Annotated in this window: 11 protein-coding genes, 1 tRNA gene and 1 pseudogene; 8 read left to right on the forward strand and 5 right to left on the reverse strand. The window is 45.8% G+C overall.

Going from position 1 to position 11,457, the window contains the following annotated elements; translation table 11 throughout:
* Positions 1 to 28: 28 nt before the first annotated feature.
* Positions 29 to 1,390, reverse strand: a complete 1,362-nt coding sequence (locus BMZ24_RS18520) for a tetratricopeptide repeat protein (RefSeq protein WP_092194449.1) — start codon at positions 1,388 to 1,390, stop codon at positions 29 to 31.
* Between the two features lie 228 nt (positions 1,391 to 1,618).
* Here BMZ24_RS18520 and BMZ24_RS18525 point away from each other — a divergent pair.
* Positions 1,619 to 1,696, forward strand: a tRNA-Arg gene (locus BMZ24_RS18525).
* Between the two features lie 210 nt (positions 1,697 to 1,906).
* Positions 1,907 to 3,067, forward strand: coding sequence for a Fic family protein (locus BMZ24_RS18530; RefSeq protein ID WP_092194451.1), 1,161 nt, complete (start codon positions 1,907 to 1,909; stop codon positions 3,065 to 3,067).
* Between the two features lie 339 nt (positions 3,068 to 3,406).
* On the opposite strand, the pseudogene BMZ24_RS20275 reads toward BMZ24_RS18530, so the two are convergent.
* From BMZ24_RS20275 to BMZ24_RS18545, 4 genes and pseudogenes are all read right to left on the reverse strand, one after another.
* Positions 3,407 to 3,621, reverse strand: a pseudogene (locus tag BMZ24_RS20275) (transposase); the annotation flags it as partial.
* A gap of 95 nt (positions 3,622 to 3,716) precedes the next feature.
* On the reverse strand, positions 3,717 to 4,184 hold the full coding sequence (locus BMZ24_RS18535; RefSeq protein ID WP_092194453.1) for a hypothetical protein: 468 nt from the start codon (positions 4,182 to 4,184) through the stop codon (positions 3,717 to 3,719).
* Complete coding sequence (locus BMZ24_RS20570) at positions 4,181 to 4,681, reverse strand: double zinc ribbon domain-containing protein (protein WP_092194454.1); 501 nt, start codon at positions 4,679 to 4,681, stop codon at positions 4,181 to 4,183. The genes BMZ24_RS18535 and BMZ24_RS20570 overlap by 4 nt, the downstream gene beginning before the upstream one ends.
* Before the next feature lie 14 nt (positions 4,682 to 4,695).
* Positions 4,696 to 5,283 carry a hypothetical protein gene (locus tag BMZ24_RS18545; protein ID WP_092194455.1) on the reverse strand — a complete coding sequence of 196 codons (588 nt, stop codon included), beginning with the start codon at positions 5,281 to 5,283 and terminating at the stop codon, positions 4,696 to 4,698.
* Positions 5,284 to 6,003: 720 nt separating this feature from the next.
* Here BMZ24_RS18545 and BMZ24_RS19590 point away from each other — a divergent pair.
* The 6 genes from BMZ24_RS19590 to BMZ24_RS18565 all read left to right on the forward strand — a co-directional run bounded on the left by BMZ24_RS19590 (position 6,004) and on the right by BMZ24_RS18565 (position 10,047).
* Entirely contained in the window at positions 6,004 to 6,300 is a 297-nt protein-coding gene (locus tag BMZ24_RS19590; RefSeq protein ID WP_143077958.1) for a hypothetical protein, read from the forward strand.
* The gene (locus BMZ24_RS19595) at positions 6,251 to 6,958 is read left to right on the forward strand and encodes a hypothetical protein (protein WP_143077959.1); all 708 of its coding nucleotides are present in this window, start codon (positions 6,251 to 6,253) and stop codon (positions 6,956 to 6,958) included. The genes BMZ24_RS19590 and BMZ24_RS19595 overlap by 50 nt, the downstream gene beginning before the upstream one ends.
* Positions 6,959 to 7,126: 168 nt before the next feature.
* The gene (locus BMZ24_RS18550; RefSeq protein WP_143077960.1) at positions 7,127 to 8,161 is read left to right on the forward strand and encodes a hypothetical protein; all 1,035 of its coding nucleotides are present in this window, start codon (positions 7,127 to 7,129) and stop codon (positions 8,159 to 8,161) included.
* Positions 8,145 to 8,633 carry a GNAT family N-acetyltransferase gene (locus BMZ24_RS18555; RefSeq protein ID WP_092194458.1) on the forward strand — a complete coding sequence of 163 codons (489 nt, stop codon included), beginning with the start codon at positions 8,145 to 8,147 and terminating at the stop codon, positions 8,631 to 8,633. The genes BMZ24_RS18550 and BMZ24_RS18555 overlap by 17 nt, the downstream gene beginning before the upstream one ends.
* Positions 8,634 to 8,651: 18 nt before the next feature.
* The gene (locus BMZ24_RS18560; RefSeq protein WP_092194460.1) at positions 8,652 to 9,701 is read left to right on the forward strand and encodes a hypothetical protein; all 1,050 of its coding nucleotides are present in this window, start codon (positions 8,652 to 8,654) and stop codon (positions 9,699 to 9,701) included.
* A complete protein-coding gene (locus tag BMZ24_RS18565; protein WP_092194462.1) occupies positions 9,673 to 10,047 on the forward strand; it encodes an ASCH domain-containing protein in 375 nt (124 codons plus the stop codon). Before BMZ24_RS18560 ends, BMZ24_RS18565 begins: the two co-directional genes overlap by 29 nt.
* Positions 10,048 to 11,457 lie beyond the last annotated feature (1,410 nt).

Consider the following 11,457-nt stretch of genomic DNA (forward strand, 5'->3'; position numbering starts at 1 on the left):
AGACAACCCGGCCAAGAGCCTTGGCCGGTCAGGTGTTTTCGTGCAGCGCCTGGGACCGCTTCAGCGCGGACCAGAGCATCTTGTCGTTGGGGTCCAGTTCGTAGGCTTTCTTGAAAAAATCCGTCCCGTTTCGCCCCGCCTTCTGAAAGATGGTGCCGATGTTGAAGGCCACGTTCTTGCCCGAAGAAGGCAATGCGGGATCAAGCTTCAGGGCTTTCTCCACCGCCTTGAGCGCCTTGCTCGTCTCGCCGCCTTCGCTGTAGGCCATGGCCATGTTGTAGAGCAGGGTCGCGCTGCCGGGCACAACGGCCAGCACGCGCAGGTACTCGGCGATGGCTTCGCGCCATTTGCCCTGCTTGCGCAGGGATATGCCAAGGATGGTCACGGTGGCGACGTCGGCCGCCGTGATGTTGTCGCCCCGCAAATCCAGGGCCTTTTTCGAATAGTGGATGGCCATGTCCGGATCGCGGTTGGCGCAGATGTCGGCAATCCTGCTCGACAGGTTGGACAGGAACTCGGCGGCCTCGCGCTGCGCCAACTGCATCACGTTGCGGAACATCTCCTCGGCCACGGCGGTATTGCCGCGTGCGATCTCGAGTTCTCCGATATGCAGGATGCGCTGCGTGTTGAGCGGGCTGATCTCGTTCAGGCGGCGCAGGCATTCAAGCTGCTTCGCGGCGTCCCCGGCCTGCTCGTAGAGCGCGGCCAGACGCTTGAGCGGAGCCAGGTAGAGCTCGGCGCTCTTCACGGCCCGCTGGTAATTCTCTTCGGCCCGGGAGGTCATGTCGAGGCCCAGATAGGCGTCGCCCTTGATCATGAACCCCACCGCGCTGTCCGGCTTCTGCTGCAGAATGTCCTCGGCCACAAGCAGGGCCTCGCCCCAGCCGCCGGATTCGAGCAGCTTCTTGCCCTTTTCGATGAGCTTGCTGAGTTTGCCCTGGGGGGCGATGGTGAAGGCCAGCTTCTCGCTGAAGGAGGCCACGGAAATAGGCTTGGTGATGATGTTGTGCGCGCCCTGTTCGACCAGAAGCGCCGTGGTGTACTGGTCCACTTCCTGGGTCAGGACGATGAGGCCCGCGCCGGGGCACAGCCGCATGATGCGCTCCATGACCTGGGACATGTCCGCCTCTGCCGCGCGGCGCTCAAGGCAGATGATGAATCTGGCGTCCCTGTCCTCGTGCAGAAGCTCGAAGAGATCGTCCAGCCGGGTGAAATGATGGAAGGATTTTTTCGACAAGCCCATGCTGTGATAGAGGACCGACTTGATCAGCTCCACAAAGACCGTGTCATCGGTCAAGGCCGCGAATTTTCCCCCGGACAGGGCGTAATCGAAGATCGTGGCTCCGTAGGTATCCTGACCCGGCGCAGAAGCAGCAACGTATGTACCCATCGATTTTCACCCGTTTTGATTCGTTGGCGCGCCTTTCCCGAAATGAGAACTCAGGCAACTGCGCAAGAATACACAAAGCCGCACGGATGTTCAACGCGTTCCTGGGCTCTCCCGGGAAAGAGACGCATCCCCTCACGGCCGTGAGCGCCCACGAACACATTTTTCAAGGGTGAAATATGCTTGATTTTACCCCCCGCCTCGCCTAATGAATTTGCTCCACAACGGACCGCCCCCATAGCTCAGGTGGATAGAGCACGGGATTCCTAATCCCGGTTAGCCCATGTTCGAGTCATGGTGGGGGCACCAAGGACCTTTAGGTTCCGGACTTCAGTTCGGAACCTTTTTTTATGCACCAGTCTCCCTCAGCCAGTAAAATTTGCCATGCGTGTTTTTCGGCATTGATTCAACATGCCGAAATTCGCTATTAAAGATACTTCGATCTAATACTTGAGTTAACATTTTGTTTTCTTTATAAGAAAAACAGAAAATTCAAGATAGGAGCGTGAGTACTTCAACATGCCTACATTTCGCCATTATGATTTGAGCCTGCTCAACCCGGCGTTTGATTCCCCGCTGGTGGATGTGCTGACGGAGCTGGAACACCTGCGCCGTCTTCACTTAGTCGGCACCACGCCTGCTCCGATGTTTTTTCAGCTCAAGCATGTCTTCCACATGCTCGAAAGTCTGGGTTCGGCCCGCATCGAGGGCAATCACACCACCTTGGCCGATTACGTGGAAAGCAAGCTGGAAGGTTCCCAGGAACTTCCGCCCGACCAGCTGCGAGAAATGGGCAACATCGAGGCCGCCATGGCCTACATCGAAGAAAGCGTCCAACAGGGCCATTTGTTGACGGAACATTTCGTCCGCGAACTGCATGCCATGACGGTCGGCAGTCTGGAACGCGAGGGCGACGCCACGCCCGGTGCTTACCGCCGTCAACAGGTCACAATCGCACGGTCGGAACATCTGCCGCCAGAGTTCCTGCTGGTGCCGCAGTACATGCAGGAACTGGTGGCCTTCATCAACGAGAACCATCCACCCAAATACGATCTGATCAAGGTGGCGCTGGCCCATCATCGTTTCGGCTGGATACACCCCTTTGGCAACGGCAACGGACGTGTAGTGCGCCTGCTGACGTACTCGCTGCTGATCAAATACGGCTTCAACGTCCAGGCCGGAGGGCGGGTACTAAATCCGACTGCTGTGTTCTGCAATGACCGCGATCGCTATTACTCCATGCTGGAAAAAGCCGATGCCGGGACTCAGGCCGGTCTGGAAACGTGGTGCATCTATGTGCTGCGGGGCATTCTGGATGAATTGCGCAAGGTGGATCGGCTGACTGATTTCACCTATCTGGCCGATAACATACTGCTGCCCGCCATTGCCTTTGCCCGGGAACGCGAACTGATCACCATGGCCGAAGCGCGTATTCTTCAGGTTGGAGCGCAAACGGGCATCGCCAAGGCTTCCGACCTGAGCCCTGCCATGCCGGGCATGACATCGGCACAACGCACATATCAGATCAGGAAGCTGGTCGAGCGCAAGATGCTGCTGCCGATCAAGGAAGGTGCACGACAGTACACGTTGGGCTTCAGCAACAGTTTTCTGTTGCGCGGCATCATCCGCGCGCTGTCCGAGGAAGGTTTCATCCCGTCAACGCTCAACCGAAACGCATAAGCCATGCCACTCCAACCCGCCCCGAACAAACCGACTTCGTCGAAATCCTCTCGGACTCGGACACAGAACTGTCGATACTTACGCAACGGCGGGAAAAAACCCGTATGCTCAAGCAGGCAATCATACAGAAACTCTTGACCGGGAGGGTACGCCTGCCGTGAAAGAAAATCAGCGACGGGAATGGAATCAAATATATTTATCTCATGGGCGCGATCAGCGCCCTTCAGCAGGACAAGGACGAAGTCAACTTTATGCTCTGGCTGAAGTCCAGATTCTGCGGTACTCATAAGAATATCTCAAAAAAATGCGCGCTCCAATCCCGGTTCGCCCATGTTCGAGTCATGGTGGGGCACCAAGGACCTCTAGGTTCCGGACTTCGACCATGGTGATGAAATTTTCCACATTCCGATATCTCCTTGCTCTGGCCCTCGCTGCATAAACAGGCCGTTGAACCCTTCGAGCCTCGCATTGGTATGCAAGGAATGCGAACGATGAAGAATTCGCGACAAATACCGCTCAAAGCTGGCCAATGCACCGCGCACGGGTTCCAATAGCGTCCTCGAGAAAAGCTAAGGGCAGGCCTGACCCCTTTGCTGCAAATCATCGGCGGCGCGTCGGGGAGTACGCCGAGAGTGCGGTATGTTGCGGTTTAAAACTTAGGGGCAAACTGCTTACGGATCTTTGAAGGGTGATCTCCGGCGGGGTTGGGCTTTGCACGTTCTTTTTTAAGCTCCCGGTTCAAGCGCTGGATCTCGCGCACATATCTGGTACGCTCTGCTGGCGTATTGAAACCTGTGCGCTCACGCCAAAGGTGGCGGCGATGACCGCCGGGCCTTGGGCCGTCGTCGATGGCGGGCGGCTTGCCCCTCTCTACATCTTCAACAGACAATGGATTTTTACCCGTTTTGCGGGCAGGCGGGACTAAGGGTGGGAGAGATCTGCGATAGTCCTCTACGATCTGCCTGTGAACGGCCTCTCTTGCTTCTCGCGCGGTGCGCTCTTCGGCCGTCTCGGAGCTGCCCATGTGCTGACCATTTGGGCCGTACATTTTGAAACCTGCGTGGACGCTGGCCGCGGATACGACCAAAGTGATGGCGATGATCGCTATGCGCTTCATGCCGGGTTGTCCTTGTATCGATATTTGGCGCCACATCCTGGGCATGCTTCTGGCCTGTGCGAAATCTCATGTCCGCACTTGGGACAAAACACAGGACGGTCCGGCAACTCCCTGGTGCATGTTGGGCAAGCGGACGCCTCAAGTGGCGCGTCTGATCCGCAATGGTGGCAATAGCGAGATTTTGGCTTTATGGGGGCGGGCTTAGGGTCTTCGGAGGCGGCCTCCTTGAAGTCTTTCTGGATCTTTTGGACGGCACGTCCGGCGTCCTTGAGCGCGCCAACGATACCCATATCTTCGTATCCCGGTATCGAGGTAAGAGAAGATCCACTTTGCGACCAGGCCCCGCGCACGTGCTCTGGCTTGGCACCCTGCTGCAAGAGCATGAGAGCAAGCAACCTGTTTGTACGGTTCGTGTTTCGCCAGATTATGAGGGGCGCAATTGTGACGCAGCCGCTTAAAACAAGAAAGATTATCCAAAGAAGCCCAAGTCCTTCCATACCGACCCACTCCTTTAGTGGCTAAGTTCTGGGAGCGTATCGATTTCCCAAGGCTCGAACACTACACGAAGGATATCCTTGTCACCACCCGTAACGCTCGCGTAAAAAATCATCGTCACTGGAAAATCAATTTTGTTGGTGCCAACAAGGTCTTTCCAGTCTGTTTCTGTCGCGTCAAATAGCATCCTGCCAGACGTCCAGCCTTCCTTGATGGATCCGCTTGCCTGCCCATAGGTAGCAACCCGTCTTTTGTTCTGCTCGTCCAAGACCAAGACGTTAATTCCGAAGCTGCCGAGGTCCTCGTCACCAATGTTTTTCAGAGCCAGCTTTACCGCTGGCCGTGGGTGTGGGTAATCGTCGCCGCCTAGTCGCACGCCTTTGACGACATCGACAGCCTCAACATTCATATTTGACGGGGCGTCTGCCCATCCAAACGATTTACTGATCTCGTTTGAAACGTCTGTGTCTTCAGAGACGACTTCTACTGCGACTTGCGCCTTGTGCTCTGGCACAGCGACTTTTTGCCCAAGGAAATAGCCCACTGTTGAAGCAAAAAGAACAACCAGCACCCAGACTATCCGCTCCTTCGCGCCCACGATCATCACATCCTCCCCTTTTCCTGCGCCCCTACCACGCTTCCTGCCCATGGTCAGCAAGAAAAGTTGTCAGACAAGCCTTTTTGTGGATCACTGGCCTCTGCGATTTTGTAGCACGAAGAGGTGCAATTGACTCACCTTTTGAATCACCTTTCTTGATGAGCTTACGCGGCGTTGCACCGGGAAGTTAGCAAATTCGGGGCACGCGGTGATCGGCAAAAGCGCTCTCCGTGTTTCCTAATACAGGTTAGCCCATGTTCGATTCATGGTGGGGGCACCAAGGACCTTTAGGTTCCGGACTTCAGTTCGGAACCTTTTTTTGTGCACCAGCCTCCCTCTTCTCTTGAATCCATTCAGGGCCACGATCCTCACCGGCATCATTCTGTCACACGTCGAAAATTAATACGTACTGACTTTTCTTCAATGTCATACGGCTTCCTTCCTTGATCCTTCCAAAATGTGCTGCTAATCAATCCCATTCGCAAATTCTTTATGCTTAAGAATTTGTGCATCAACAGCCGGTTCATAGCTGTTGAGATCAGGACAGGGTCTTACAAGGCGGAAATTCTGCTGGCTGGAAAGACAAATGTTTCGATGGTGAGTTTTAAAAGCGATACTGGAGTGTTGGAATTTTAATTTTCGACCGCTTCAATGCCAGAACCCCAATCAAGCTTGTAATTAGGGAAAACCAGGAATATCTAGCAATAAAATTTGCCACGCGTGTCCTTGAGAAAAGCCAAAGGTAGGCTTGCCCCCTTTCCTTTTCCAGACCCTAGCGCAAAAACACTACTAGCTATTTATGAGAAATTTAAAATTGATCCGCTTTGGTTGCTTACGGACCAGACGGCACATGTCATACAAAATCCAAACGCATTGAAAATTGGACAACTTGCAGATAACCTACCCGATGAAATTCAAAAAATTTATTTAACTCTTATGAAACGAGAATTGCGCCTAGAGAGGATGCTAAAACGTGAAGCAAATAATATTGATCCTGATCTTCCTGACAATTTGGATCAATGATGCCCAAGCGGAAGGTATTTGGAGTGTAAACGGTTACCACCTCTCAAATGCAAATGTTCTTCATAAATTGAACACAGTGCATATAAGTGGAAGAATTCAGGGTGGTAAATATGCAGATTATTTAAAAATACGCATATTAGTTTCCAATGATAATGGATATAGAAAATGGGCAGAAACATCACTACAGAGGTTTTCAGGAAAGGGAGAACTTTTTGAGTGTCAATTTAAATATTACAAAAAATCAAGAAATTGGAATATTGAACAAATTGATATAATTGGACATGCAGTAAACGAACAAGTTAGCAATATTAAAACAGAGTCTGAAAATAAAAACACATATTTTCTAGAACAAAATAAATATGAAAAGAGTAAACAATACGTAGCAAATACTAGTTACAAACAAAAATCATACCCTAAAAAAAATAATGTAGAAAGTGAAATTAGCAGAGTACTATTTACTTCATTCAATACGATTTCAGTAGTAATACAAAATAAGAAAACTAATAAATTAGTTCTGATGAAAAGTATATCCCCGCACGATTTAGTCGTGGTTGATTTTCCGTATGGTGAATATAATGCGAAAATAATTGGCAATGGAATCAACAGAATGCAAGAGTTCTCAATAGACGAAGAAAAAGAAACCATCCGGTTAAATTAATAATAAAATTCAAACAAATAACATAAACCAAAAAATTCGGGGTTGATACGCTTCCACAAGATGTTCAAAGTACTATTTTATTTCTCGTTGATAAAATTTCAGCAAATTAAATAAATCAATCAACCACTGTTAGTGGTAAACAATCAACACATAAGCGTAAATAAGAAAATGAATTCTATTGCTGTATGGTGGACATGCAAGAAAAACCAATTGCTTTCTGACATTAAGATTCATTTAGACATAAATATATGGCTATCTAAAAATAAAGAATTTCGATACATAGAATTTGGAATTAAGATTAAAAACTATGAAAAGATTAAACAAATTCACATATATCTTCCTTATGTGATTGAGAAAAAAGACATCGAAGATAAAATAAAAATTTTAGCTGAAAATACAAATATCACTAATGCACTTTTTAACAAGAAAACAACAATATCAAACGGTGGTGGAATTTTTCACGAAGTTAAGATGCAAGGAGAGGATCCATTTCACTATATAACTTTATCAGATAAATTTTTTAAAACTTGCCCATACAAAGTCGGAGAAAAAGTCACTGGAACTCAAATTACAATAACTTCACATCCATCAAAAGAAAATCCTGTTATTAATGGATATTACAGATTTAGAATAAATAAAATTACAGATACGGTAAAAACAATTAGCCAAAATTTTGGCCTAACCAATGGATTCTACAACAAAGTTGACTTTGTAGAAATTAATATCAACTCTGCGAGAAAACTACCAAATGACATAGTAGAGTCTATCGGAGAATGTTGTAAATTTGAATCTATGAACCTATTTTTGATAACAGATCTATTTACAGAGTTTAAATTCATTAGCAAAGAAATTAATGCATCCAGAATACTTGAAAATGACATCTGGAATCAATATATAATTGGCTCTCGAAAAGAAAACAAAAAGATTAAAGATACATTAAGGCTAACTGCGCAGAGCAAAATTATTGCGCATCATTGGAAAAAAACAGACTTTTCTGATTATAGCTTATTCTTAAAGACAGACTATTCATTTACAAATTTAAAAATCATAATTATGATGATTATATCATTACTTATTTTCGGAACAATAAGCAGTCTCTTCGCAAATTATGCATCTTTTCATCTTCTTGATGAATCTCCAAATCAGATAGAAGAACCTGTCAATATACAGACAATGGAGATCGGCAATGGTACAGAAAAATAAGATTATATTTAAGGATTTTTGTTATTTAAATAATAATATTTTAAATTATTCAATATTAAGCAGAATTAACCAAATTTATTATTTCTTGCACGATATTAAAAAAGATTATCCAAGTTTTGACGGATGGTTTTATGGAAAAGTAGTTCCTGGCTTCTTTAATAAAACTAGAGACATTATAATTGAAGAAATTGATGGTCAAATTGCAGGAATTTCGCTTGTGAAAATTGAGTCTGAACGCAAGCTTTCAACAATTTGTGTTTCAGATAAATTCAAAAATTGCGGAATCGGCAAAAAACTTTTTTATAGATCCTTTGCTCTACTGGATACAGAAAAACCTTTTTTTACAATTTCTCAAAACAATATTTCAAAATTTCATAGAATTTTCCAATACTACGGATTCAAAAAAACAAGAATTATAATGGATGAGCACAAAAAAGGCCTCGCCGAAATGTATTTTAACGAAAACTACTAATTTCGAGGAATTGTTTTAATGCTTAGTTATAAAAAATTCAAAGATATCGATATTGATAATATTTTTTTTGACAGTCTAAAATTAGATTATAAAGAATTTGAGGATTGGTTTGTAAAAAAATCAGATAAATTTGCATTAGTCCATAGTACGGTCCCAGGAACCATAGACGGTTTTCTATATTTAAAAATTGAAGATGAAGCACATGAAGATATTGTTCCTAAGTTACCAAAAAAACAAAGGATTAAATTAGGGACATTTAAAATAGACGCTCATGGAACCAGGCTAGGCGAGCGATTTATAAAAAAATCATTAGATTTTGCTATTCACAGCAATATTGACGAATTATATATAACAATTTTTGAAAAACATGCACCACTTATTAATTTAATCCAAAAATACGGATTTATTTCGCACGGTACTAAAATTGGTCCAAACGGTATCGAACAAGTATTCATAAAAAAATTATCCCGATATTCTGCTGACATACTCAAGAACTACCCAAATGTTGACTGTTCAAAAAATAAATTTGTTCTTTCGATATATCCGCAATGGCACACACGTCTTTTTCCTGATTCTATTTTAAACAACGAAAACCCACAAGACATCATTCAAGATGTCTCACACACAAACAGTATACACAAAATATATATGTGCAATATGGGCGGCGTTGAAGATCTTAAGCGAGGCGATATATTATGTATATATAGGACGTCTGATGGCGGAGGCCCAGCTCATTATAGATCTGTAATAACAACAATTTGCACTGTAGAAGAAATTTCATCGATATATGCGTACAAATCAGAGGATGAATTTATTGACAAAAATGTGTCTTACAGTGTATTCGACAAAACAGAGCTCAGTAACTTATATAGAACAAAAAGATTTCCTAAAATTATTAAATTTTTATACAACACATCGATGGTAAAAAAAATCAATAGAAAGCATCTTATAGAAAACTTAAACATATTAAGTAACTATTGGGGTTTTTTCCAACTTACTAATGATCATTTTAACGCAATAACGAATGCAGGACAAATTAATGAACGCTATTTTATCAATAAAACCTGAGTACGTACAAAAAATTTTTGATGGAACTAAAAAATTTGAATTTAGAAAAGTTAATTTTAAACATGATATTAATACCATATTCATTTATGCAACATTTCCTATCAGCAAAATAGTCGGAAAATTTGATGTTGGCGATATAATACTTAATAATCCAAAATATGTTTGGAATAAAACTAAAGAATATTCGGGAATCAGCAAAGATTTTTTTGATCTATATTTTTCTGGAAAGCAACTTGCTGTAGCCATCGAAGTTATCAAACCTGTACAGTACGCAAAACCTATTGACTTAGCAAAATTTAGTCCCGGAGCAACCCCGCCTCAGTCTTTTATTTACGTTAACAACTAGAATTTTCAAAAAAATGGCCACCCAAAACGCCACCTTTTCAGGCCCAAAGCAGACAAATCCGGACATATTCAGATCGGTGTCTGGCCATTCCCCGGCATTTTGAACGGTTCCTAATCCCGGTTTGCCCATGTTCGAGTCATGGTGGGGGCACCAAGGACCTTTAGGTTCCGGACTTCAATTCGGAACCTTTTTTTGTGCACCAGCCTCCCTCTTCTCTTGAATCCATTCAGGGCCACGATCCTCACCGGCATCATTCTGTCACACGTCGAAAATAAATACGTACTGACTTTGTAGCCTTCCCCTAAAACCGAGCCATTGAAAAATAGAGATTTCTGGTAAAGATTGCCTCACGGAGGGCAAGATTCGGGCCTGGGTCTCTGAGACCAACAGTATACTGAAATGATTGATCTTTTTCTTCAAAAAGGCCCTTTTGAGGGCGTTAGAATGTGATTTCTGATTGAAAATTTGCGAATTTTCTTTTCAATAACTTGAAATATAACAACATAAATCGTTTCTAAGCCGGTAAGTATGCCCATTTGACCAAATTGGAGAGGTTGTATGTAGTCGGTCCATGCTTGGCAGGTTGAGTGATCTGAGTCTGCGACGGGAATTTCGAGTATTTCCGGCAAAAGGAATCCCGTTCACACTTTGCGCACCGGCCTCCCCCAATCCCAATCCAAAAGTTGACCAGCACAATGCTTCCAGAGCCAATTACTTTTCCAGCGCTGAATTTCCAATCACGATAAACATTTTCTCGTCCCAGGGCCCACGGGAACAGCTCCAAACATTCTGAACCTTCGGGCAAAGCCGGACCTTCCCGGCCGGGGTAACCAGAATTCCGCGCACTGTCGTTTTGCATTCCCCACTGCCATGCACTGCGCTGGAATCTACAACCGCAACGACGCTCCCCTTCCCGGTCCGGACGACCTGCGGCGTTCCGGATGCGTCAACCGCGAAGACCGCCCCCTCCGAAAATGCGGCCTCAAGCCGGTCCTGATTTTCTCCGTAACGGACCGAGCCATCACTGATGCACACATCAACCCCGGAAACCTGAACACATTCAGCCTTCCCTTCGGCCCAGAGCCATCCGGACATTAGCAGGAAGGCCACGCACATCCCCACAAAAGCATTCATTACAGCGGCCAAAACCAAACCTCCCCGGACTCTTGAAAATACTCGCCAGACTTGGTTCCATAACCGTTCCAGAGGTCGATGTGGTCTCCCTTGCGCATTCCGGACAAACTGACCAGTGATTCCACGGGAAACCGCCCACCCGTTCCGGCTGAAACTGACCAGAGAATCGGAGCGAAGCGATGCTGGTTTTGGGACGCTATGGGAACTGGTCAGTTGGGGTCAATGATGGATTTCATCTTCCGCATGGATTCTCCTTTGAGGTTGAGCTGGTAGGCG

Source organism: Desulfomicrobium norvegicum (assembly GCF_900114595.1).
GTDB lineage: Bacteria > Desulfobacterota > Desulfovibrionia > Desulfovibrionales > Desulfomicrobiaceae > Desulfomicrobium > Desulfomicrobium macestii.

What these genes read in the sequence shown, in the direction of transcription:
- BMZ24_RS18520 (WP_092194449.1), bottom strand. Translation starts at nt 1,390, where the DNA reads ATGGGTACATACGTTGCTGCTTCTGCGCCGGGTCAGGATACCTACGGA.
- BMZ24_RS18530 (WP_092194451.1), top strand. Translation starts at nt 1,907, where the DNA reads ATGCCTACATTTCGCCATTATGATTTGAGCCTGCTCAACCCGGCGTTT.
- BMZ24_RS18535 (WP_092194453.1), bottom strand. Translation starts at nt 4,184, where the DNA reads ATGAAGCGCATAGCGATCATCGCCATCACTTTGGTCGTATCCGCGGCC.
- BMZ24_RS20570 (WP_092194454.1), bottom strand. Translation starts at nt 4,681, where the DNA reads ATGGAAGGACTTGGGCTTCTTTGGATAATCTTTCTTGTTTTAAGCGGC.
- BMZ24_RS18545 (WP_092194455.1), bottom strand. Translation starts at nt 5,283, where the DNA reads ATGATCGTGGGCGCGAAGGAGCGGATAGTCTGGGTGCTGGTTGTTCTT.
- BMZ24_RS18550 (WP_143077960.1), top strand. Translation starts at nt 7,127, where the DNA reads ATGAATTCTATTGCTGTATGGTGGACATGCAAGAAAAACCAATTGCTT.
- BMZ24_RS18555 (WP_092194458.1), top strand. Translation starts at nt 8,145, where the DNA reads ATGGTACAGAAAAATAAGATTATATTTAAGGATTTTTGTTATTTAAAT.
- BMZ24_RS18560 (WP_092194460.1), top strand. Translation starts at nt 8,652, where the DNA reads ATGCTTAGTTATAAAAAATTCAAAGATATCGATATTGATAATATTTTT.
- BMZ24_RS18565 (WP_092194462.1), top strand. Translation starts at nt 9,673, where the DNA reads ATGAACGCTATTTTATCAATAAAACCTGAGTACGTACAAAAAATTTTT.